Consider the following 22833-nt stretch of genomic DNA (forward strand, 5'->3'; position numbering starts at 1 on the left):
GAGCCGCACAGTGCCGTCGTGGAACGACGACCCGCAGGTGTCATCGGAGGATGACGCATCGGCCGACCCACCCCCTCGGCCCACCCATGCGCCGATGGCCGTGCCACCACCCCCGCAGCCCGCCGGCGGGGCACCCGCGTACCACCCGGCCGGGCCGCCGCAGCAGCCGTACCCGGGCGGTGTGCCGCCACAGCCGTACCCCGGCGGTGCGGCACCGCAGTATCCGGCCGGCCCGCCGCAGTACCCGAACGTGCCGCCTCCGCCCGGCTGGGGGCCCACTCCCCCGCCGCCCGGCGACGGTTCCTCGCGGCGCAAGGTGATGGTGGCCGGTTCGGTCGCGGCGGTCGTCGCGGCCGGCGGCGGCGTCGCCGCGTGGCTGCTCACCCGGGGCGACGGCAAGACCGCGGCGCCCGGGCCCACGCCCGCCCCCACCACGCCGGGGCCGGTCCCCCCGCCGGCCCCGCCCAACCCGGAACCGCCCGCCGGCGAGAGCGGCCCGTACACGCTCACGTTGTGGCTGGAAAAGTTGCTCACCCCGGGTGTCGACCAGGCGAAGACGAACACCGACCTGGCCGCCGCACTGCTCAAGGCCGATCCGTTCGGGACCGCCCGCACCGAGGTCCAGGACCTGATCGACAGGCGCAAGTTGGACACCGCGCTCGCCGCCGGCAACGGCCCGGACATCTTCCAGGCGCAGACCTTCGATCTGGCCGCTCGGGTGCGGCGTGGGGAACTGCTGGACCTGACGCCGTACGCGAGCCGACTGAACGTGGACGCCTGGCACCCGGCGGCCAGGGCCGCGTGCACGTTCGACGGCAAGCTGTACGCGCTGCCGATGGACGTCTACGCGCCGGTCGTGGTCTACGACAAGCGGCTGTGCGACCCGGCCGGGTTCACCGTGCCGCGCACCCGGGACGAGTGGATCACCCAGTTGGACAAGCTCAAGCGGCATCACGCGAGCGACCCGAAGTTCGAGGCGCTGCACCTGGTCGGCAAGGCGTGGCAGACGATCACCGCGTGCCTGTACGAGGACGGCTGCGAGATAGCCGTGCGCGAGGGTGAGCGCTGGGCCGGGCGGCTGGGCAGCCCGGCCGGCCGTGCGGGCATCGGCTTTTACCAGAAGCTCCAGGCGTATTCGACCGCGCCGAAGGACGTCGAGGAGTTCAAGGACCCGGCAGGCACGATCACCGCCGTGCTCGCGGGGGGCAAGGCGGCGATGATGATCCAGCCCGACTGGGTCTTCCCGGAACTGCTGCGCTCCTCCCCCGAGACGGCGCGCAACCTGGCCGCCTTCCCGATGCCCGGGAACAGTGCGGACAAGCCAGGGGCGGTCGGCGTGTGGGGCGGGGTGCTGGCGGTGTCGGCGAAGACCGCGCATCCGGCGGGCGCGGTGAACATGCTCCGGGTGCTGGCCTCGGCGACCTGGCAGGAGCGGTGGGCCACCGAGAACGAGACGGTGCCGGCCCTGGCCGAGGTGACCACCGCCGCGGGCCGCACCAACGTGATCCGACCGGCCACGTTGGCGGCGCTCAAGCAGGGCCGCCCCTACCCGCAGGCGCCCGGCTGGACGTCCGCGCCGCTCAAGGACTTCGCCGGGAACGTGTTGGCGAAGGGACTCGACCCGGAGGCGGCCGGGCGCAGCGCGGACGCGACGATCGCCGCCGGCTTCGACAAGGACACCCGGCTCTGATCGCCGGGTGGGTGGCCCACCGTCCCTGTCACCCACACGGCGCAGGAAATCCTCAAGCGTAAGCCCGCCGCGGTTCGCCGCGGCGGGCTTCGCGCATTACCCACCCTCCGCGTTCGCACGGCCGCATACCGTCGGCTCACTTCCCCTTCGGGTGACCGGCGGTTTCCGGATTCGGCAGTACATGTCCCGCCGTCGGGTCGCTCTCCGAGCACACGAGGATGCGGTCCGTCATGTCCGGAAGTCCCGATCCCTCCCGGGCCGATCTGCTCCGCGGCAGCCTCACCGCCGTCGCCCCCGCCGCGCACGATCTGGTCTCGCACTTCTACGCCCTGTTGTTCCTGCGCCGGCCCGACCTGCGCGAGTTGTTCCCACCGGCCATGGACCTCCAGCGCGACCGACTGCTCGCGGCGCTGCTGCGGCTGGGCACCGGCGCCGACGAACCGCACGAGCTGCGCCGGTTTCTGCGCCGGTTGGGTCGCGACCATCGCAAGTACGGCGTCCTCGACGAGCACTACGACGCGGTCGGCTCCGCGCTGATCGGCGCACTGGCCCGCTACCTGGGCGGCCGCTGGACGCCCGAACTCCAGGCCGCCTGGCTGGAGGTCTACACGTGGGCGGCGGCGGTGATGATCGAGGCCGCCGCCGACGACGCCGAGGAGGCGCCGCCGTGGTGGGACGCGGTGATCACCGGCCACGAGCCGCGCGGGCGGGACATCGCGGTGATCACCGTGCAGCCGGATCAACCGCTGCCCTATCACCCGGGCCAGCACGTCACCGTGGAGACACCGTGGTGGCCGCGGGTGTGGCGGCACTACTCGATCGCCAACGCGCCGCGGGTGGACGGCCGGCTCGAACTGCACGTCCGCGCGGTGCCCGCCGGGTGGGTGAGCAACGCGCTGGTGCACCGGGCTCGGGTCGGCGACCACATTCGGCTCGGGCCCGCGCGCGGCGGCCTGGTGCTGCGCGGCGAGACGCTGCGGCGCACGTTGTGCGTCGCCTCCGGGACCGGTCTGGCGCCGATCAAGGCGCTGGTCCAGCACATGGCGCAGCGGCAGTTGGCCAACCGGGCGCACGTGTTCATCGGTGCGAAGTACGGGGTGGATCTGTACGACCTGACCGCGCTGGCCGCGATGGCGGAGATGTACCCGTGGCTGCACGTGATCCCGGCGGTCAGCCACGACCGCTCGTTCGCCGGCGACCACGGTGCGCTGCCCGACGTGTTGGCCCGGTACGGCCGCTGGCACGACCACGACGTGTTCGTCAGCGGGTCGGCGGCGATGGTCCGGGCCACCGCCCATCGGCTGACCGGCGAGCTGGGGGTGGCCCCGCAGCGGCTGCACACCGAGAGTCTGGACGCCATCGTGCCGGGGCCGCGGTTGCTCCAGGGCTGCTGAGCTGCGGACACGCCGGCGCGGGGGCGTAACGTACGGGGCAACAGGGTCGTGTCGAAGCGATCGGTTCGAGCAGCAGCAGGAGCGCCCGCATGGTCAGCAAGCCGCCCGTGGACGACGTCGGCGACGAGGGCCTCGTGGTCGGCCCGCCCAAGGAGTACGCGGCCGGGCTGCCCGCCGTGGCCTGGTCACTGCGCCACGCCGGTCGCCAGATGGGGGTCAAGCGCAGCCTGCTGACCCTGGTACGGGTCAACCAGAAGCAGGGCTTCGACTGTCCCGGGTGCGCGTGGCCCGAGCCGGACCATCGCAGCGTCGCCGAGTTCTGCGAGAACGGCGCGAAGGCGGTCGCCGAGGAGGCCACCGTGCGTCGAGTGGGCGCGGACTTCTTCGCCGCGCACCCGGTCGCCGAGTTGGCCGACAAGTCGGACTACTGGCTGGGCCAGCAGGGCCGGCTGACCGAGCCGATGTACCTCGCCGAGGGTGCCTCGCACTATGCGCCGATCTCCTGGGAGGACGCGTTCGGGGTGGTCGCCGAGGAGTTGGCGGCGCTGGATTCGCCGGATCGGGCGGCGTTCTACACGTCGGGTCGCACCAGCAACGAGGCCGCGTTCGTGTACCAGTTGTTCGTGCGCGCGTTCGGCACGAACAACCTGCCGGACTGCTCCAACATGTGCCACGAGTCGAGCGGTTCGGCGCTGACCCAGACGCTCGGGGTCGGCAAGGGCAGTGTGTCGCTGGAGGACCTGTATCAGGCCGACCTGATCTTCGTGGTCGGCCAGAACCCCGGCACCAACCACCCGCGGATGTTGTCCGCGCTGGAGAAGGCCAAGCAGGCGGGCGCCTCGATCGTGGCGGTCAACCCGTTGCCCGAGGCCGGGCTGCTGCGGTTCAAGAATCCGCAGAAGGTGTCCGGCATGCTCGGCTCGGGCACCTCGTTGACCGACGAGTTCGCGCAGATCCGGGTCAACGGCGACCTGGCGCTTTTCCGGGCGCTGAACCGACTGTTGCTCGAAGCCGAGGACGCCGCGCCGGGCACCGTCCTGGATCGGGCGTTCATCGACGAATACGCGCACGGCTTCGAGGAGTTCGCGGCGGATGTGCGGACCACGCCGTGGGCCGACGTGCTGGAGGCGACCGGGCTGGAGCGCGAACAGATCGAGCGCATCCATCGACGGGTGCTCGACTCGCGCCGGATCGTGGTGTGTTGGGCGATGGGCCTGACCCAGCACAAGAACTCGGTGCCGACCATCCGCGAGGTGGTCAACTTCCTGCTCCTGCGCGGCAACGTCGGCCGGCCGGGGGCCGGGGTGTGCCCGGTGCGCGGGCACAGCAACGTGCAGGGCGACCGGACGATGGGCATCTACGAGAAGCCCTCGGCGGCGTTCCTGGACGCGTTGGCGAAGGAGTTCGACTTCGAGCCGCCGCGCGAGCACGGGCACGACGTGGTGGACGCGATCCGGGCGATGCGCGACGGCGCGGTCGAGGTGTTCGTCGCGGTGGGCGGCAACTTCGTCTCGGCGACGCCGGACACCGCGGCGACCGAGGCCGCGTTGCGGGCCACCCGGCTGACCGTCCAGGTGTCCACCAAGCTCAATCGTTCGCACGCGGTCACCGGCCGGCGGGCGTTGATCCTGCCCACGCTGGGGCGCACCGAGCAGGACCAGTTCGTCACCGTCGAGGACTCGATGAGCGCGGTGCACATGTCGCGCGGCAAGCTGCCGCCGGCCTCGCCGCAACTGCGCTCCGAGGTGGCGATCGTCTGCGGGCTCGCCGAGCGGGTGCTGGGTGATCGGGTATCGGTGCCCTGGCGCGAGTTCGCGCGCGACTACGACCTGATCCGGGATCGCATCGAGCGGGTGATCCCGGGGTTCACCGACTTCAATCGGCGGGTGCGCGAGCCCGGCGGTTTCGTCCTGCCGCACGGACCGCGCGACGCGCGCACGTTCCCGACCACGACCGGCAAGGCGAACTTCTCCCGCAACGACCTCGCGGTGCTGCGGGTACCCGCAGGTCGGCTGATCCTGCAGACGGTGCGCTCGCACGACCAGTACAACACCACGATCTACGGCCTGGACGACCGTTATCGCGGGATCAAGCAGGGCCGCCGGGTGGTCTTCGTCAACCCGACCGACCTGGCCGAACTGGGGATCGCGGACGGCGCGTCGGTCGACCTGGTCGGCGAGTGGAGCGACGGCGTCGAGCGCCGGGCGCCGGCGTTCAAGGTGGTGTCCTACGACACCGCGGCGGGTTGTTGTGCGGCCTACTTCCCGGAGACCAACGTGCTGGTGCCGCTGGACAGCACGGCGGACGAAAGCAACACGCCGACCTCGAAGTCGATCGTGGTCCGCCTGGAGCCGCACGCGCACTGACCCGGCGGCGGCCGGGTTTCGCCTTCGTCCGCCGCACGGGCCGTCGGCCCGTGCGGCGGACGGGGCTCAGCCCTGGAAGCGGGCCGCGAGTACGGCGGCCAGGCGGCGGGAGGCGAAGCCGGTGCCGTGCACGAAGCGGACCACCGGGCCGAAGGTCGCCGCGGCCGGCGGGCCGGTGACGTACAGGCCCGGCACGGTCGTCTCGAACGCCGCGTCCAGCGCGGGCAATCCGCCGATCGTGGTGATCCGGCGCCGCACGTGCGGCGCGAGGAAGCCCAGCGCGGCCAGGTCGACCCGGTATCCGGTCGCGGCGAGCACGTGGTCGGTGTACACCGCGCGCTGGTATCCGGTGCGGTCCCGGAGCAACATCCGGACCCGCCCGTCCGGCTCCCGGCGGGCCCCGGTGACCGTCTGCGCGTCCCGCACCGACACCCGCCCGTCCAGCCGATCCCGCAACCACCACGCGGCCGACGGGCCCAGGATGCGCCGGGCCAGGTCGACCCGCACACACGCGGGCAGCAGCCGGAACGCGGCCGGCCCGCGCGCGGCGGCGGCCACCGACCACCCGGCGCCCAGCGGCGAGTCCGGGGTGAGCCGCCGGGCCCGACCCGGCACCGGCGGCGCGGCGAAGCGCACCCGCTCGGCCCGGCCGAACACGCGCACCCGCGCGGCGCCGCCCTCGTGCAGCAACGCCGCGCTCTCCAACGCGGATTGACCCGAGCCGATCACCACGATGTCCCGGTCCGCGCCGAGTTCGGCCAGATCCGCGTGCTCGGCGGAGTGCGAGACCAGGTCGGCGCCCAGGCGGTCCAGGACCGGCGGTACATGGCGGTGCGCGGCCAACCCGGTGGCCAGCACGACCGCGTCGACCTCGACCTCGCCGCCGTCCGCGCGGCCCAGCACGAAGCCGTGGCCGGCCGGTTCGAGGCCGGTGATCCGCACCCGTTCCACGCCGGGTACCAGCCGATCGGTGTACCAGCGGCCGTAGCCGGCGAACGTCTCCCGGGGCACCGGCTGATCGCCCGTCAGCGGCCGCTCGCCCCGGGCGCGTTGGTAGTCGGCCAGGTCGAAGCCCGGCCTCGGGGCGGCGATCGAGGACGCGTCCGGCCGGGATTTGAGCAGCATGCCGACCGGCATATGGCGTCGCCAGCTCTCCATCGGCTCGCCGAACACACGGGTGGTCACCCCGAGTTGGCGCAGGTGGGCGGCGAGCGAGAGGCCGTAGGGGCCCGCTCCGACGATGGCGACGGTCATGGTGCGTCCTTCGGGTGTGCGAGATGGAGATGTTGATACCGATTGCGGGGTTATCCGGTGAAAAGTCGGTTCGCGCTGCTAGAAAGGTCCGGACGGGGAGGCGACGCCATGGTCGGGCGAGGGGTCGAGCTGGATCGTTCGGTACCGGCGCTGCTGTTCAAGATCGGCCGATATCCGCTGCATCAGGGCTCGGTCGGCGCGGTGCGCTCGCTCGGCCGAGCGGGTGTCGCGGTGCACGCGGTGGTCGAGGACGCGTACACCCCGACCGCGCTCTCCCGGCATCTGAGTCGGCGACACGTGTGGCCCACCACCGGCCTGGAGGACCCGGCGGCGCTGCTGGAGCGGCTGTTGCGGATCGGTCGCGGGCTGCCCGCCCGTGCGGTGCTGGTGCCCACCGACGACGAGGCCGCGCTGCTCGCCGCCGGGGCGCGGGATCGGCTGGCCGAGTGTTTCCTGTTGCCCGAGGTGGAACCCGACCTGCCTGCCGGGCTGGCCGGCAAACGTGGGCTCTACCGGCGGTGTCTGGCCCACGGGGTGCCCGCACCGGACACCCGGTTCCCCGTCGATCGGGAGCAACTGGTGACTGACGCAGCCGAGTTGGGTTACCCGGTCGTGGTCAAGAACCTGGCGCCGTGGGACCGATTGCGCGCCCCGGTGGTGGCCGGCACCACGCTGGTGTCCGACGAACGCACCCTGCTCGCCCTGGTCGACGCCCCGCGGTCGGTGTTGTTGCAGACCTACCTGCCGCGCGAGGCCGCGCAGGACTGGATCGTGCACCTGTACGCCGCGCCGGACGGCCGCTGCGCGCCGGTGTTCACCGGCCTCAAGCTCCGGTCCTGGCCCGCGCACGCCGGAGTGACCACATACGCCCGGGCGTTGGCGAATCCGGGGCTGGCCCGCCGGTCGGCCCGGTTGTGTCGGGCCATCGGCTATCGCGGGCCGGCCGATCTGGACTGGCGGCTGGATCTGCGCGACGGGCGGTACAAGCTGGTCGACTTCAACCCGCGGGTGGGCGCCCAGTTCCGCATGTTCGAGACCGATCGCGGGTTGGACGTGGTGCGCGCGCTGCACCTGGACCTGACCGGTCGGGCGATCCCGGCGGGCGGGCAGCGTGAGGGACGGCGCTACGTCGCCGAGCATCTGGACGTCGCGGCGTGGTTCGCCTACCGGGGTCGGGCCGGAGCGGCCCGGCCGCCCGGCTGTCCGCCGGTTCGCGGCGGGGTGGAGCCGGCCTGGCTGGCCTGGGACGATCCACTGCCCGCCGCGGCGGTCGCGGTACGGGCGCTCGGCGCGGCGTTGCGTCGGTACGGGCGCTGAGGGCGTGCGGTGACCGCGAGCGGGCGGGTGCCCCGGGCGCCGGCGCTGCTGCCGGCGGCCGTGCTGCCGGCGGCCTGTGGGGCGGGGCCGCCGGCTCGGCCACGCTTGTTGTTCGCCGAGGACTTCACCGGTTCGACGTTGGCCGCCGAGCGCTGGGTGACCTGTTACGACTGGAACGTGGACGGTTGCACCAACGCGGGCAACCGGGAGCAGCAGTGGTATCGGCCCGAGCAGGTCCGGGTGGGCGGGGGTGAGGCGATTCTGAGCGCGGTGCGCCGGCCCACGCCCGGCTCGGATCGACTGGTCCACCCGTGGGCGTCGGGCATGTTGTCGACCGGGCGGCCGAGTTGGTCCGGTCGGCCGCGCTTCACCTTCACCTACGGCCGGGTCGAGGCCGAGTTGCTGATGCCGCGCGAGCCCGACTCGTTCCCGGCGTTCTGGCTGATGCCCGCCTCCCGGTACACCCCGCCGGAGTTGGACGTGGTCGAGTTGATCGGCGGGGACGGTCGGGCCCGGTCCACGGTGCACTGGCGCGATTCGCACGGTCGGGCGCGGGCGTGGGTGCACGAGTCGCCCGCGCGCGACTGGTCGGAGCGCTTCCACCACTTCGCGCTCGACTGGGCGCCGGCTCGGCTGACCTGGTCGATCGACGGCGAACAGGTGTTCACGGTGACCGATCCCGCGCGCATCCCGCACCAGCCGATGGAGGTGTTGTTCACCCTCGCGATGGGCTATCCGGGCCCGGTGCCGGAGCAGGTGCGCAGCGCCGAGTTGCGGATCCGATCGGTGCGGGTGTGGTCGCCCTGAGCGCGCCCGCGCCGGCCGCGGGTCGGTCACCGGATCCGGCCGGCCACCGGATCACGCCGGCCCGCCCACGGATCGGGGTGTCCGCGCCGGCGCGCCCGGGTGCGCCGCCAGATCCGCCAGCCCAGCGTGGGCAGCCCGTCCCGAAACGGCGCGACCCGGGCGCCGGCGCCGGCCAGCCAGGCGTCCAGGCGGGTCGCGCCGGTGTCCGCGCGCACCAGCAGGCGGGAGATCCGCCACGGATCGTCCTCGCGCGAGCTGTGCGCGTCGCGCACGGCCATCGCGGTGCGAAAGCCGGCATGCCGCACCGCCTCCCGCACGGCCGCGTTGTTGTATCCGAACGGATACGCGAACGAGGTGACCGGGCGCTCCAGTTCGGTCTCCAGCCGCTCGCGCGAATCGGTGATCTCGCGGTGCATCAGCTCGATCGGCAGGGTGTCCAGCTCGCGGTGCGTGCAGCCGTGTGCGCCGATGGTCAGGCCCGGCGTGTCGGCGATCCGGCGCAGGCCGTCCCAGGTGAGCATCGCGGCGGGCGGCAGCGGGGGCCGCCGGGTGGGCCACAGCGCGTCGGTGGTGACGTAGAGCGTCGCGGGCAGGTCGCGCTCGACCAGTTGCGGCAGCGCGTACCGGGCGAAGTCGGCGTAGCCGTCGTCGAAGGTGATCAGCACGCTGTGTCGGGGCAGATCGCGTCCGCCGTGCAGGGCCTCGGTGAAGCGGTCCAGGTCGACCGGGACCCGGCCGCTGGCCAATACCCGGTCGAGGTGGCGGCCGAACTCGGCCGGGCCGACCGTGAACGGCGCGATCCACGGCGGCGGGTCGTCGCGCACCGAGTGGTACAGCAGTACCGGAACCGCGGTCTCGGATCTCATCCGATGTCCCTTCGCGAGGCGAGAGTGTGCGCGACGATGCGGATCAGCGCCGCGAGGGTGGTCAGCCCCGCGAGCGTGCCGAGCACGCGGGGGCCGGAGAAGGCGCCGGCGAGCAGGTAAGCCTCGGCGGTCAGCGCGCACAGCGCGGCGCTGCCGACGACCGAGATCACCGCCGTCGCCGGTGCCGTGCCGCCATCCCCGGCGATCGCGTAGCCGGGGCCGAGCGCCAGGAACACGACCACCACGAGCACCCGCAGCGGCTGCCCGGCGGGCAGGGCGAGTGAGCCGAACGCCAGCCAACCGGCCGCGGCCGGCCACGCCGCGCGAATCGGGCCGGTCATCGCCGGGGGTCGCTTCGGGCCGGGGCGTCCCGGGTCGGGGCAACCTGCGCCGGCGCGGTCCCGATCGGCCGGGTGCTCGGGTCGATCCGGTAGATCACCGCGTCCCGATCGCGCCGGAGCAGGGTGAAGCGCGGCGCCGCGGCGAGCGTGCGGTCCATGCGTTCGAGCGCGCCGGCCGGCAGCAGGCCGGTCTGCTCGCACTCGGCCCGCTGGCCGGCGGTCAGGAAGAGGTACGCGGTGCTGCCGGGGTATTCGTCGGCCAGCGCGGTCAGGCCGGCGACCGGATCGTGCACGACGCCCGCGCGCAGGGTCGGCGTCTCCATCGCGAACCAGCGGTGTTGTTGTCGCTCGTAATCGGCGTAGGCGCCGGGGAAGTTGTTGGTGGCCGCGACGATCAGATCGCCGGGGGCGGAGACCGTGCCCAACCACTGCCGGGCGGCGATCTCGCCGTCGCCGAAGTGGTTCTGCCGCTCCTTGCCGTAGTAGCCGAACACGAACCCGGTGAGCAGCAGCGCGAACACCACCGGCAGCAGCAGCGCACGCGGGCGCGGCCGGCCCCGGTCGCCGAACAGCGGCGCGAGCCACGAGGCGATCAGGAAGGCGACCGCGGGGAGCGCGAACAGGTAGACGCGGAAGATGATTTCGCCGCCGTACGCACCGGCCGCGAGCAACGGCAGCGGGGCGATCGCCAACCGTGTGGCGGGCGAGCGGCGCAACCGGGGGCGGCGGATCAGCGCGGCGGCGGCGAGCACCACCACGCCGACGGTCAGCGCCCGATCGACCCGGGCCACCAGCACCTGGCCGGGTTCGGCGCTGCCCAGGTCGACCATCCCGGCGTGCGCGTTGGCCTCGAAGTCGCCGAACTGGTGCCAGGAGGAGCCGAACTGCTCGAACACGAAGGGCCGGGCCACGGTCAGGTCCCAGGCCGAGACGGCGATCGTGGTCAGCACGAGCAGGGGCAGCGCGACCCGGCGATGGGCCCGCGAGCAGGCCAGTGCGCCGGTCGCGACCACAAGCATCGGCGGGGTGAGCTGATGCGCCGTCACCACCGCGAGCACGAGCGGCGTGCACAGCGCGACGGTGCCGAGCGGGCGTCGGTCGCGGTCCAGGATCAGCGCCAGGATGCTCACGTAGAGCACGAACGCGAAGGTCTGTGGTGCGAAGTAGTCCTGGCCGACCCACGCGGTGCCGAAGTGAATCCACACCGCCGCCCAGACGATCCGCCGGTTGCGGGTGAAGGTGCGATAGAGCAGGACCAGCGGGCCGATCAGCAGCAGGTCGAAGGCGAGCGGCGACCAGGTCGCGATGGTCAGCGCGTCCTGCGCGCCGATGCCGCGGACCGCGGTGGCGGCCGCGGCGAAGAACCCCGGCCATTGGTGGTACGGCGCCAACTCGCCCGCGTGCGGGAGGGTTTCGCCGGTGCGCAGGAACTGGTCGACCACCTCGACGTGCTTCCAGGCCCATGCGTACCGCAGATGGTCGTACAGCACGGCGGGCGTCGCGTGCAGCATGGTCACCAACGCGCCGGTGTACAACGCGTATCGCGGTGCCCGGGCGGCGCGGTCGAGCAGGGTCGCGGCGAAGCCCGCGGTCAGCAGGCCCAGTGCGCACCAGTACAGGATCGGCAGCACGTCCAGCAGGCCCAGGCCGCCCATCCGGTCCACCGCGACCGGCATCCGCATCGCAAGCACCCACAGCAGTACGGCCACCGGCAGCGCGAGCAGCCCGAACGCGCGGAAGGCGAGCGCCGCCGCGGTCGGCAGCGGGTCGCGGCCCAGGCCGCGCAGCCGACCGGTCGCGTAGCCGAGCCCGGTGGTGAGCACGCCCAGGAGCAGCGCGGGGATGGTGGCCCTGGGCGGTGCGGCGTCCGGCGCGAACGGCCGGACCAGGGCCCGCGGGATGGTCGAGGCCAGGTAGGAACGCTCGGCCGCGAGCGCGGTGCCGGTGCCCGCGTGCCGGCCGACCGCGGCCTTGGACAGGCCCTCGGCCCAGCAGCGGGCCCGGAAGTAGCGCCAGGTGGCGCGCGCGGCGGGCACCCGGTGGCGAACCACGGCGGCGGGTTCGTAGCCGATCGTGCCGCCGCGGTGCCGGGCCGCCGCGCGGATGCACAGCTCGGTCTCCTCGCAGCCCAGCGGGCGGGTGCCCACCCGGCCGAGGTCGGTGCGGAAGCCGCCGATGTCGACCAGCACGCTGCGCCGGAAGGACATGTTGGCACCGATCAGGTTGCGGACCGGCGCGGCGTGTTCGGGCATGCCCCGGTAGGTGCAGCCGATCACCCAGTCGAACTCGGCCGGGAACCAGGCCGGGCGCCCGGTGTCCCAGTTCGGCCGGATCCGGCCGCCGATCCCGAGCACGTCGGGGTCGGCGTAGCCGTCGAGCAGGCGCATGGTCCAGTCGGGTTCGGCCACCGCGTCGTCGTCGAGGAAGGCCACCACCTCGCCGTGCGCGCCCTCGACGCCGGTGTTGCGCGCCCCGGAGAGGCCGCGTCGGCCGCGATTGCGCAACACGGTGACGTCGGTGAACTCGCGGGCCGCGCGGGTGGCGAGTTCGTGGCAGTGGTCGGCGACCAGGATCGTCTCGGCCGGCGGCTCGTCCTGGACCCGGATCGAGGCGAGGGCCGCGCTCAGGTCGTCCCAGCGCTCCATCGTGTAGGCGCAGACGATCACCGTCAGGGTGGGTCGGGGCGGCGTCTGCCCGGCCGGTGGCACGGCCTGCCGCAGGGCTGCCGCCCGGGCTCGCCGGACGGCCGCCTCCTCGGCCCGGATGGCGACCCAGGCCAGGCGTCGGGTGGGCGGTGGAGTCTCCGTCATGCGGGCCTCCCGGCGGTGTCGGGCAGCCAGACCCGGCGGGCGATCAGCAGCGCGAGCGCGGTCGCGGTCTGCGCACCGAGCCACGCGACGCCGGCGCCGAGCACGCCGAGCACGGGCAACAGCAGGACGGTCAGGGTCAGTACGGCGGTCGCGAGGCCGGCCTGGACGGCGACCACCACGCGCATGCGGCCGAGCACGCGGCAGGCGCTGATCGCGGTCGCGACCACCAGGTGCGGCAGCGCGGACACGGCCAACAGTTGCAGCAGCGTCGAGCCGTTGCGGGCGTAGCCGGGGCCGAACACGCGCAGCACCAGGGGTGCGCCGGCGACGAGGGCGGCGATCGCCGGGACGAGCAGTGCGCCGGTGTGGCGGAGCACCCGACGGCAGCCCGCGGCGAGGCCGGCGCGCTCGCCGGCCGCCTCGACCAACAGCGACGCACCCATGTTGAGGCTGATCAGGTAGAGCGTGTTGGCCACCACCCAGGCGAGCGAGAAGTAGGCGCTCTCCCGGGCACCGGCGTGTTCCAGCACGATGATCGACGGCAGCGTGGTCGCGGCCAGCCAGCACAGCGTGCCCAGATACTCGGCGCCGGCGTAGCGCAGGACGGCGCCGCCGAGCACGGAGCCGGACCGGTGCCGGGCGGGCGCGGGCGGCTCGAAGCGCGCGACGGGACCCGCGCCCGGACCGGCGTCGGGACGGGATCCGGGGCGGGATCCCGGGCCGGATCCGGGGCGGACCTCGGAACCGCCCTCGGACCCGGCGGGGTTGCCGCGCCGGTCGGTCGGGAGCAGTCGGGCGAACAACCAGGCGTCCACCACGACCAGCGTCGAGACCAGGGCCAGCGTCCAGGACATCAGGATCCCGATCGTGGGCATCGACCCGGCGAGCGCGGCGACGAAGACGATCTTGGCGACCGCGAAGCCGCTGTTCTTGCCCACCACCGGCCCGGGTCGGCGCAGTCCGGTGAGCGCGCCGTCCTGGAGCGCGAACAGGGCGTACGCCACGGTGGTGGCCACGAAGCAGGCACCGGCCGCCGGTTCGCGCAGGAAGCCCAGGCCCGGCGCGCACACCGGGATCAGCGCCAGGAAGCCCAGCACGCCCACCAGCGTGGCGCCGCCCGCGGCGGTGTAGGCGGCCCGGATCAGCGCCGGCCGGTCCGACCCGGCCTGCGGCAGGAAGCGCACGAGCACGTTGCCCAGGCCGAGTTGGCCCAGCCCGGAGAGCAACATCAGTGCCGACACGGCGGCGTAGCTGCGGCCCACCGTCGCGTCGCCGTACCAGCGGGTGGCGAGTGCCCAGTAGCCCGCGCCGAATGCCGAGGTGACCAGCGAGCCCACGGTCAGCACATGGCCGTTGCGCAGCAGCGGGTCCACCCCGGGCCGACTCGGCCGGCGAAGCTGGGCCTGGGTCACCGGGCCTGCCCCGGTTGCTCCCAGGGCGTGCGCACGCCGTGCATGCGCACCCGTGCGTGCAGGTAGGCGAGCGGGCCGGCGACCAGCGCACGCCGTTCGAGCCCGGTCAGGCGGGCAGGCCAGGGCACTTCGGGCCGGCCGGGCGCGCGGGTGCGGGCCAGGGCGTGGCGGATGCCGCCGGGCACGCGGCGGCAGAACGCGCCGATCGTGCGCGGCTCGCGCAGCACGGCGGCGGTCAGGTAGGCGCCCAGGCCGGTGCCGTAGCCGCGGACCTGGTGCGCCACCGCGGCGCGATCGGCGCGATGCCGGTGCCAGATCAGCGCACCGGGTTCGTAGCCGATCCGGTGGCCGCGCACGATGGTGCGAAAGAACGCGAGCAGGTCGTCGCCGCCGCGCGCGGGCGTACCGACGCCGGTCGCCGGGTCGAAGCCGCCCATCGCGCGCAACACGTCGGCTCGAAAGGCCATGTTCGCGCCCGAACCGAAGCGGCCGGCGGTGAACGGGAACAGCGGGTCCGCCGGCGGCGCCTGCGCGTCGTAGAGCACGGGTTCGAAGCCCTTGGCGAAGCCCGCGTGGTGATGCAGCATCAACTGGGCCGGGGTGCGCAGTTCGGCGGGCAGGATCAGCCCGGTGACGCACGCGGGTCGGCCCGCCCGGGCGAAGCCGGCGACCAGGCCGGCCACCCAGCCGGGGTCGGCGAGCACGTCGTCGTCGGTGAAGGCGAGCAGTTCGCCGGTGGCGGCGGCAATGCCCCGGTTGTGCGCGAGGGCCAGGCCGGCGCGGGGTTCGCGGACGTAGCGCACCAGGCCCGCGCAACCGCCGCGGACCACGCTCGCGGTGCGGTTGGTGGTGGGCGCGTTGTCCACCACGATCAGTTCGATGTCCGGATAGGTCTGCCACAGCAGGGTGCGCAGGCACGCGGCGAGCAGCTCGGGGCGCTCCCGGGTCGCCACGATCACGCTGACCCTCGGCGTCTCCCGGCGTCCGGGCGGTCCGGGGGCGTGGTCGGGTGGGGCGGGGGTGCCGAATCGGGCCGCGGCGGCGGTGATCAGCCGTTCCGGGTCGGCGCCGTAGGACTCCAGGTCGAGCAGGCCCATGGGCACGCCGTCGTGCCGGACCAGGGCGAGGACGGCGCCCGTGGGGCACTCGGCCGGCCGGCCGTCGGGGGTGCTCAGCCGGGCCGCACCGGTGGCGGTCAGGTCGAGCACGCGCACGTGCACGAGGTCGGGTTCGCCGGTGGCGGGATCCCGCCCGGGGTCGGGGGCGCACTCGACGTCGGGGGCGGGATCGAGGTCGGCGGCCGAGCGGCTCGGCGCCGGGCGCGGGACGAGTACCGGCGTCGGCTCGCCGCCGGGCTCCGGGCTCGACGTCGGGTCGGTGTGCTCGGCCGGGCGCTGCCTGGGGATCCGCGGCGGCCGATTCGGCTCCGGTTCGGGTCGCGGGGTCAACCGTCCTCCCCCGTCCGGAGCGTGCGCGCACCGCCGCGCTCGCGCAGCACGGTGCGCAGTACGCGGTGTCCGTCGCGCAGCGCGTTGAGGTTGGATCGGCCGCTGCGGCGCGGGAGTTCGAGGCTGGGCACCTCGGCGATGCGCAGCCCGGCGCGGAGCGCGCGGATGATCATCTCGGCCTCGATCTCGAAGCCGGTCGAGCGCAGGTCGAGGTGGTCGAGGAAACACCGGCGGAACGCGCAGAAGCCGTAGCACAGATCGGTGAGCCGATAGCGGTAGAGCCGGCTCACCAGCGCCATCAGCGCGTGGTTGCCCGCGCTGCGCAGCGCGGTCAGGTCGAGCGATCCGCCGCCGCCGACGAACCGGGAGCCCTTGACGAAGTCGTAGCCGTTGGCCAGGAAGTGCACGTAGTGCGGGATCTCCTGCGGCGACATGCTGCCGTCGGCGTCGATGGTGACGATGATGTCGCCGGTCGCGTGCCGGAATCCGGTGCGCAGCGCGCTGCCCTTGCCGGGGCCGGACTGCGGGATGACCCGGGCGGCGGGCAGGTAGTGGCGGGTGATCAACGACGTGGCGTCGGTGGAGTCGCCGTCGATCAGCAGGACCTCGTCGACGCCGTCGGGTATCTGTTGCAGCACCCAGGGCAGGTTGCGGGCTTCGTTGCGGGCCGGCACGACCAGGGTGACCCGGTCGCGCGGCAGCGGGTCCGATGCCGACTGCCCGGCGCGCAGTGGGGTGCCGCCGGGCAGTTCGGTGATGCGGGGCAATGGACGTGTCGCCTGTGCGGTGTGCGTCGTGTCGTGCATGACCGGCCCCCTCCCGTCTGCCGCGCGCCCCCCGGGGGGGCACACGGCATCGGGCCGGCGGAACCGGCCCGAGATCGGTGACGCCGGGTGCCGATGGCACGACACCCGGTCATCGCTGATCGTGGTTGGGCGGCGAAAGCAGGGTCAATCGGACCGAAGATGCTTTGCCAAGACGTTACGGTTGGGCGATTTCACCATCGAATGCCAGTTCGGGGAATTTCCGCACCTTTTGGGGAGGTATTCAGGGGTTCAGCAGGAGCAGTCGCAGGAGCAACATTCCCCGCATTCACAACAGTTGCCACAGCAGTCGCAACCGTCGCAGCAGTCCCCGCAGTCGCACTTGTGGCAACAACCCTGCCGCTGCCGGCCGGTGCACGGGTCCTCGAACTCCTCCCGGCAACACCACTGGCACGTACAGCACAACCCGGCCCAGATCGCGCACGCGACGAACACGTTGTGCCCGCCGGGCGGCGGCGGTGGCGGGGTCGGGCCGCCGGGCGGACCCCACGGGCTGTTCGGGTCGTACGGGCTCCCGGGCGGCTGCTGGTTCGGCGGCTGCGGGTAGGGCGGCTGCTGGTTGGGCCAGGAACCCTCGGGGCGCGCGGCCAGGCGGCGTTCGGTTCGCTCGCCGTGCTTGGCGCAGCCGTTGCCGTGCCTGCCGGCGACCGAACAGGACGGCGCCTCGACCGGGAAGCCCGCATGCCGGAAGGACCGGTCGATCGCCTCGTCGATCTCGTGCACGAGCAGCCGGTGCACGAGCACGCCGTCGACGAACTCGACCTCGGCCAGCGCGAGCCGGATCCCGGTCGCCGCGTCGCGGCACAACCGGTGCGCCTCGTCCGGTCCGGTCCCGGTGGCCAACAGCGGATTCCAGGCGCCCGCCGCGCGGTCGGCGTGGATGTCCTCGACCGCGTCGAGCAGGTGCGCGAGTCGCCCGAACAACCGGCCCGCCTCGGCCAACGACTCGGCGTTGTCCGGTCGTTCGGCCAGCACCGCGGTGTGCGCGAACGCGGCGCCGGTCGCGGTCTCGGTGGGTTCGGTCACGGTCAGCACGGACACCCCCGGTCCGGCCGACGCCTCGATCTCGACCTGCCGATCCACCGCCTCGACCAGCACGGCCGTGTCGAAGCCGACCTCCAGTGCGGCGTCCGCACCCTGCCGCGCCCAGCGCTCGGCGACCCGGCGCGCGCCACCGGCCACCGCGCGCCGCTTGTACACCCCGTCGCCGTCGTCGATGTGATCGCGCATCTTCGCCGACGCGAGCACCAGGGACACCGCACCGGCCAACCGGGCCCCCTCGCCCATCGCCACGTCGGCCCGCCGCATCGCGCGCAGCGGGCACGGCCCGGCCCGGCGTCGGCCGTCCGCCGCGGGCCGCGCGGACTGGGCCTCGACCAGGACCGAGATGATCAGCCCGTCGTAGTTGGTGGCGGCCCGGGCCGCCTGACCGTGGTCGTCACGCAGCGCGAGACACATGCCGCACAGATGCGCCATCCACTCGCTCTGCAGCTTCTCCGACAGTCGGTGCCGGCACGGCCGGATGATCCCGAACAACCCCTCGCCCCATTTCGCTGCGCCGTTCCCGTCCCCCACGGGGGGCACAGCCTACTGACCACCCGTCAGCCCCGTTGGGGATCCGCGGTCGGGGCGGCCCGGCCCGACGATCGGTGCAGCCATAGGATCCGCAGCGTGAGCGCATCGATACTGGTCGTCTGCAGCGGGAACATCTGCCGCTCCCCCCTGGTCGAGGCGATGCTGCGGCACCGGCTGGCCACATCGACGCTGCCCGTCGAGGTCTCCTCCGCGGGCACCATCGACTGGAACTCCCGGCCGATGGCGGACAACAGCGCGCTGGTGCTGCACGAGTACGGGATCGACCCGGGCGCGCACCGCAGCCGCAAACTCACCGCCGAGTTGCTGCGCGCGGCCGACCTGGTCATCGGCATGTCGCGCGAACACCACTGGGCGATCGACGCGCTCGCCGCCGAGGCCCTGCCCCGCACCTTCCTGCTCGGCGAACTCGTGCGGCTGGGCGAGCGGTTCGGCCCGCGCGGCGAACTGCCGGTGGCCGACTGGGCGGCCTCGGTCGACACCCTGCGACCGGCCAACCGTCTGGCCCGCCCCGCCGACGAACTCGACGACCCGATGGGCGAACCGCTCGAATCCTTCCGGGTGATGGGCGCCCGCGCGGACGAACTCACCGCGCGGTTGGTGGTCCTGCTCGCGGGGTGACGCCGTTGTTCGAACACCGATTCCGTTCGAACAAATGATCTTTCCTCGTGATGTGCCAACGCCCCTGGGCACACCGACCCTTTGGCTGCCTCGTACACTCGCTGTCCCGTCGTGGGGATCGGCGGTACCGGGTGGGGTGGGGCATGCGCGACGCAGAGCACGACCGGAACTACCGGGACGACCGCGAGCACGACGGCTACGACACCTACGACGACTACGACGGGCACCACGAAGACCGGCGCCGGCACGGCTGGGTGTTCCTCGTGCTGGCCCTCCTGCTGGTCGTCGGTACGGGCTACGGGGCCTACTCGTTCCTGAAGCAGGACGACCCGTTATCGACCGCGAACGCGAAGTCCGCCGAGTCCGCGACGGCGGGCACCGCGGAGCAGAGCCCGCGCAATGCCGCGCGGCGCTTCCTCGCCGAGTGGCAGACGGGCAACTGGTCCGGCGCGGGCGCGCTCACCACCGATCCGACCGCGGCGGGCGCGGCGCTGGTGGGGCTGGACGACGGGCTCCGGGTGGGCAGTCGCCGGCTGATCGTGGGCGAGGCGCGACCCCAACAGCCGGACGGCGGCGTCCCGGTGGGGTTCGAGGCCCACCTGACGCTGCGGGGCGCCGGCGAGTGGGCGTACACCGGGGTGCTGACCGTCGCCAAGACCCCGGTCCGGGGCTACCTGGTGAACTGGGCGCCGAACGCGCTGCACCCGGACCTGACCGCGACCACCCGGCTCCGGCTGGAGCCCAACCGGGACGGGGCCGGCGGCGACGTGTTGCGCGCGCGCGACGGCTCGGAGTTGTCGCCGACCGAGTACCCCTCGCTGGCCGCGATCCGGACCGGCCTGGCGAGCAAGGCCCGGCCCGGCGAACAGGCCGAGGCGGGCGGCACCGTACTGTTGGTCGACGCGAGCACGAGCGCCACGGTCAAGCAGCTCGGCACGGTCGGCGTGGTGCAGAGCGCGCCGCCCGCGGACGGCGGCGTGCAAACCACGCTCGACGCCACACTCCAGGCGACGGCCGAGCAGGCGGTCCGGAACGAGTCGCGAACCACCTCGCTGGCGGCGGTGCGGATCAGTACGGGGGAGATCGTCGCGGTCGCGAACAACCCGGCCGGCGGGCCGAACACCGCGTTCCTGGGCACCACCCCGCCCGGCTCGACCCTGAAGATCGTCTCGGCGGCGACGCTGCTGACCAAGGGCGTGGTCGACCTGGACGACAGGGTCGGCTGCCCCGAATCGGCGAACGCGGGCGGCATGCGGTTCACCAACTCCGAGGGGCGCGCCTTCCCCGAGGGCACCTTCAAGCTCGCCTTCGCCCAGTCCTGCAACACCACGATGGCGAACCTGTCCGGCAAGCTCACCGGCTCCGACCTGGCCACGATGGCGCACGACTGCTTCGGCATCGGCGGTGACTGGAAGACCGGGATCGTCTCCTTCGACGGCCGGGTGCCCGCCGCGACCGACGACACCATGAAGGCCGCGAACATGATCGGCCAGGGCCAGGTGCAGATGAACCCGCTCACCATGGCCTCGGTGGTCGCCACCGCGAAGTCCGGTACGTTCCGCCAACCGCACCTGCTCACCGACCAGGCGGACCGGTGGCAGGCCCCGCGGGCACTCTCGCCCGCGGTGAGCAGCCGGTTGCGCACGCTGATGCGGTCGGTGGTCACCGAGGGCACCGCGCGGGACTCGCTCGGCGGGCTCGGCGGCGACGTGGGCGCCAAGACCGGCACCGCCGAGGTCGGCGGCGGCAAGCCGAACAACGGCTGGATGGTCGCCTACCGCGGCGACATCGCGGTCGCGGTCTGGGTCGAGGGCGGCCTCACCGGCGGTCGATCCGCCGGGCCGATCGTCAGGTCGTTCCTGGCCGCGGCGGGCTGAGCGGCGGCCGTAGTCCATCATGGGCAGGGTGAGCGAACACGATCTTGCCGACGAGGGCCCTGGCCGGGCCGAGACCTTCCTCGACCTGCTGCGCTTGGAGCAGATCGAGGAGAACATCTTCCGGGGCTGGTGCCACGCCGGCGCGCCGCTGCGTGCCTTCGGCGGCCAGGTCGCCGCCCAGGCCCTGGTGGCGGCGGGCCGCACCGTGGTTCCGGACCGACACGTGCACTCGCTGCACAGCTACTTCCTGCGCCCCGGCAGCACCACCGCACCCATCGTGTACCAGGTCGACCGGGTCCGGGACGGGCGCTCGTTCGCCACCCGGCGCGTGACCGGCGTACAACACGGCGCGGTGATCTTCACGCTGTCGGCGTCCTTCAAGGTGGCCGAGGAGACCCCGGGGCACCGCCGGGCGATGCCGGACGTACCGCTGCCGGAGGACCTCCCGGATCCGTACGAGCAGTTGTCCGCCGAGGAGCGCGCGCACTACGAGGAGTCGCAGACCCGACTGCTGATGGACCTGCGCTTCGTTCCGGAGGACCGGTCGCCGGGCACCCACATCGTGGACGGCATTCCGCATCAGCGGGTGTGGATGCGGGCCGCGAAGCAGCTTCCGGACGATCCGCTGCTGCACGTGTGCGGGCTGACCTACATGTCCGACCTGACGCTCGCGGGCACCGCGGCCAAGCCGTACATCACCGATCCGTCGAAGCTGCAGATGGCCTCGCTCGACCACGCGGTGTGGTTCCTGCGTCCGTTCCGCGCCGACGAGTGGTTGTTGTTCGCGCAGGCGTCGCCGTCCGCCCAGGACGCGCGCGGGCTGGCGATGGGCGAGTTCTACAACCACGACGGGGTGCTCGTCGCGTCGGTGGTGCAGGAGGCGGTGATCCGGCAGCGGTAGCGCCCGGACCCGCCGCTTTCCGGCTGCCTCGAAATTCCGCCCGGGGCAAGGGAGTTACCCGATTCGGCTGGGCCGACGGGCGGCACTGCGGTTAGGCTCCCCGGATTCGGGATGAGTCGGGGGGCTACCGTGTCCGAGATATTCGAACAGACGCCCGCACCGGGGGCGGCGATCGATTCGCCCGGGGTCGCGGCCCACATCGATCGTGCTCGCGGACACGAACTCCGGACGCGGCTACGGGGGTTGGCCTACGGGCTGGTGATCTCCGGCGGGACGCTCGGCTACGGGTACGGGCTTCCGGACGCGCCGGGGGCGATCGCGTCGGCGCTGGTCGGCGTGGTGTTCACGATCGGCTTCCTGCTCGTGGTCTCCGCGAGGTTCTCCATTCACCGCGGCACGAGCCGGACGATGCGTCGGGTGTTGCGAGAACACCCGTGGGTGCCGGTGCCGTTCACCTTCACGCGGGTGGAGCACGAGGACGGGTATCCGATGGAGGGCATCCGACTGCTCAAGGGGAACGGCGAGACGCTGCTCGAAGTCGGCGTGCGCTGGAGGGCCGAGGTGTTGCAACAGGTGCGCGCGTCCGGTGTCACGCGCGTGTGGTGCGCCGGGGATCCGGCGACCCGCGCGGTCATCGCGTTGCCCGGCGGGCTGCACGCCTTCGTCTACACGCCGGACGCCGCGCCCAGTCGCGCGCTCGGCCCCACCGACGCCGGTCACGATCCGCACGGTGGTGTCCCGGCCGGCGTCGATCCCGCCGGGCTGGTCCTGCCGGCGCGACGCGGGGTGCGCCTGCTCCGGCTGGTCGCCTGGCACGGCGGCGCGCTGATCGTGCTGGCGCTCGTCGGCGGCCTGTTCGGGACCGCCGACGAGGATGCGGCCCCGATCTGGAGTTACCTCGGACTGCCCCTGGCCTATGTCACCGTGCCGATCATCATGTGCTTCATCCCGCTGACCGTGCCCACGGTGCGGATCGACGGCGTCGGCATCACCCGAACCTCCTTTCGCGGCAAGGTCTCCCACCTGGATTGGACGCAGCTGACCGAGGTCGAATGGGCGGGAGGTGTGTTGCGCGCCCACCTGCCGGCCGCCGCGAGCGCGCCGGGGTGGCACCTCGCGGCCCACGCCGGTGGCCGGCGCAGCACGCAGGTCTTCCAGGAACGATTCGGCCTGGCCAAGGCGGAACGCACGGCCCGCCGAGCGGCGCTCGCGGCCGCGCTGCCCTATTTCGCCTGGACGATCGCGGGCGCGCAGGTGCGCATCGACGTGGGCGGCGGCTCCGCCGCGGACCCGGGGCCGACGAACCGCTGAG

Annotated in this window: 17 protein-coding genes; 9 read left to right on the forward strand and 8 right to left on the reverse strand. The window is 73.3% G+C overall.

Annotated features, from left to right (window positions below):
• Positions 1-94 precede the first annotated feature (94 nt).
• The 3 genes from ACH4U8_RS34670 (at position 95) to ACH4U8_RS34680 (ending at position 5450) form a co-directional block, all read left to right on the forward strand.
• Positions 95-1690, forward strand: a complete 1596-nt coding sequence (locus ACH4U8_RS34670) for an ABC transporter substrate-binding protein (protein ID WP_395782389.1) — start codon at positions 95-97, stop codon at positions 1688-1690.
• 230 nt (positions 1691-1920) lie between these two features.
• Positions 1921-3084, forward strand: a complete 1164-nt coding sequence (locus ACH4U8_RS34675; RefSeq protein ID WP_395782390.1) for an FAD-binding oxidoreductase — start codon at positions 1921-1923, stop codon at positions 3082-3084.
• A gap of 89 nt (positions 3085-3173) precedes the next feature.
• Positions 3174-5450: an FdhF/YdeP family oxidoreductase gene (locus ACH4U8_RS34680; protein ID WP_395782391.1), complete on the forward strand. Its 2277-nt coding sequence runs from the start codon at positions 3174-3176 to the stop codon at positions 5448-5450.
• A gap of 66 nt (positions 5451-5516) precedes the next feature.
• Here the strand turns inward: ACH4U8_RS34680 and ACH4U8_RS34685 are convergent, their stop codons facing one another.
• Complete coding sequence (locus tag ACH4U8_RS34685) at positions 5517-6704, reverse strand: FAD-dependent oxidoreductase (RefSeq protein ID WP_395782392.1); 1188 nt, start codon at positions 6702-6704, stop codon at positions 5517-5519.
• A 108-nt stretch (positions 6705-6812) separates the two neighbouring features.
• On the opposite strand from ACH4U8_RS34685, the gene ACH4U8_RS34690 reads away from it, so the two are divergent.
• Positions 6813-8021: an ATP-grasp domain-containing protein gene (locus ACH4U8_RS34690; RefSeq protein ID WP_395782393.1), complete on the forward strand. Its 1209-nt coding sequence runs from the start codon at positions 6813-6815 to the stop codon at positions 8019-8021.
• Positions 8022-8030: 9 nt separating this feature from the next.
• Positions 8031-8828, forward strand: a complete 798-nt coding sequence (locus tag ACH4U8_RS34695) for a family 16 glycosylhydrolase (protein WP_395782394.1) — start codon at positions 8031-8033, stop codon at positions 8826-8828.
• A gap of 26 nt (positions 8829-8854) precedes the next feature.
• Here ACH4U8_RS34695 and ACH4U8_RS34700 read toward each other — a convergent pair whose 3' ends face one another.
• The 7 genes from ACH4U8_RS34700 to ACH4U8_RS34730 form a co-directional block, all read right to left on the reverse strand.
• Positions 8855-9694, reverse strand: coding sequence for a polysaccharide deacetylase family protein (locus ACH4U8_RS34700; protein ID WP_395782395.1), 840 nt, complete (start codon positions 9692-9694; stop codon positions 8855-8857).
• Complete coding sequence (locus ACH4U8_RS34705; RefSeq protein WP_395782396.1) at positions 9691-10035, reverse strand: hypothetical protein; 345 nt, start codon at positions 10033-10035, stop codon at positions 9691-9693. The genes ACH4U8_RS34700 and ACH4U8_RS34705 overlap by 4 nt, the downstream gene beginning before the upstream one ends.
• Complete coding sequence (locus ACH4U8_RS34710; RefSeq protein WP_395782397.1) at positions 10032-12845, reverse strand: glycosyltransferase family 2 protein; 2814 nt, start codon at positions 12843-12845, stop codon at positions 10032-10034. The genes ACH4U8_RS34705 and ACH4U8_RS34710 overlap by 4 nt, the downstream gene beginning before the upstream one ends.
• Positions 12842-14257: a lipopolysaccharide biosynthesis protein gene (locus ACH4U8_RS34715; RefSeq protein WP_395782398.1), complete on the reverse strand. Its 1416-nt coding sequence runs from the start codon at positions 14255-14257 to the stop codon at positions 12842-12844. Before ACH4U8_RS34715 ends, ACH4U8_RS34710 begins: the two co-directional genes overlap by 4 nt.
• Positions 14254-15705 carry a glycosyltransferase gene (locus tag ACH4U8_RS34720; protein ID WP_395782399.1) on the reverse strand — a complete coding sequence of 484 codons (1452 nt, stop codon included), beginning with the start codon at positions 15703-15705 and terminating at the stop codon, positions 14254-14256. Before ACH4U8_RS34720 ends, ACH4U8_RS34715 begins: the two co-directional genes overlap by 4 nt.
• On the reverse strand, positions 15702-16511 hold the full coding sequence (locus tag ACH4U8_RS34725; RefSeq protein ID WP_395782400.1) for a glycosyltransferase family 2 protein: 810 nt from the start codon (positions 16509-16511) through the stop codon (positions 15702-15704). The genes ACH4U8_RS34720 and ACH4U8_RS34725 overlap by 4 nt, the downstream gene beginning before the upstream one ends.
• A gap of 249 nt (positions 16512-16760) precedes the next feature.
• Positions 16761-18065, reverse strand: a complete 1305-nt coding sequence (locus tag ACH4U8_RS34730) for a DUF5685 family protein (RefSeq protein WP_360309599.1) — start codon at positions 18063-18065, stop codon at positions 16761-16763.
• Between the two features lie 135 nt (positions 18066-18200).
• Here ACH4U8_RS34730 and ACH4U8_RS34735 point away from each other — a divergent pair, with 135 nt between their 5' ends.
• The 4 genes from ACH4U8_RS34735 (at position 18201) to ACH4U8_RS34750 (ending at position 22832) form a co-directional block, all read left to right on the forward strand.
• The gene (locus ACH4U8_RS34735) at positions 18201-18743 is read left to right on the forward strand and encodes a low molecular weight phosphatase family protein (protein ID WP_360309493.1); all 543 of its coding nucleotides are present in this window, start codon (positions 18201-18203) and stop codon (positions 18741-18743) included.
• Between the two features lie 143 nt (positions 18744-18886).
• Positions 18887-20620, forward strand: coding sequence for a penicillin-binding transpeptidase domain-containing protein (locus tag ACH4U8_RS34740; RefSeq protein ID WP_395782401.1), 1734 nt, complete (start codon positions 18887-18889; stop codon positions 20618-20620).
• A gap of 19 nt (positions 20621-20639) precedes the next feature.
• Complete coding sequence (locus ACH4U8_RS34745) at positions 20640-21521, forward strand: acyl-CoA thioesterase (RefSeq protein ID WP_395782402.1); 882 nt, start codon at positions 20640-20642, stop codon at positions 21519-21521.
• Between the two features lie 129 nt (positions 21522-21650).
• Entirely contained in the window at positions 21651-22832 is a 1182-nt protein-coding gene (locus tag ACH4U8_RS34750; protein WP_395782403.1) for a hypothetical protein, read from the forward strand.
• The last annotated feature ends 1 nt before the right edge of the window (position 22833 follow it).

Source organism: Embleya sp. NPDC020886, assembly GCF_044333915.1.
In the GTDB taxonomy this organism is placed as follows: domain Bacteria; phylum Actinomycetota; class Actinomycetes; order Streptomycetales; family Streptomycetaceae; genus Embleya.

Coding starts and splice junctions, on each gene's coding strand:
- ACH4U8_RS34670 (WP_395782389.1), top strand. CDS start 95: ATGGCCGTGCCACCACCCCCGCAGCCCGCCGGCGGGGCACCCGCGTAC.
- ACH4U8_RS34740 (WP_395782401.1), top strand. CDS start 18,887: ATGCGCGACGCAGAGCACGACCGGAACTACCGGGACGACCGCGAGCAC.
- ACH4U8_RS34700 (WP_395782395.1), bottom strand. CDS start 9,694: ATGAGATCCGAGACCGCGGTTCCGGTACTGCTGTACCACTCGGTGCGC.
- ACH4U8_RS34680 (WP_395782391.1), top strand. CDS start 3,174: ATGGTCAGCAAGCCGCCCGTGGACGACGTCGGCGACGAGGGCCTCGTG.
- ACH4U8_RS34690 (WP_395782393.1), top strand. CDS start 6,813: ATGGTCGGGCGAGGGGTCGAGCTGGATCGTTCGGTACCGGCGCTGCTG.
- ACH4U8_RS34745 (WP_395782402.1), top strand. CDS start 20,640: ATGGGCAGGGTGAGCGAACACGATCTTGCCGACGAGGGCCCTGGCCGG.
- ACH4U8_RS34725 (WP_395782400.1), bottom strand. CDS start 16,511: ATGCACGACACGACGCACACCGCACAGGCGACACGTCCATTGCCCCGC.
- ACH4U8_RS34675 (WP_395782390.1), top strand. CDS start 1,921: ATGTCCGGAAGTCCCGATCCCTCCCGGGCCGATCTGCTCCGCGGCAGC.
- ACH4U8_RS34710 (WP_395782397.1), bottom strand. CDS start 12,845: ATGACGGAGACTCCACCGCCCACCCGACGCCTGGCCTGGGTCGCCATC.
- ACH4U8_RS34685 (WP_395782392.1), bottom strand. CDS start 6,704: ATGACCGTCGCCATCGTCGGAGCGGGCCCCTACGGCCTCTCGCTCGCC.
- ACH4U8_RS34705 (WP_395782396.1), bottom strand. CDS start 10,035: ATGACCGGCCCGATTCGCGCGGCGTGGCCGGCCGCGGCCGGTTGGCTG.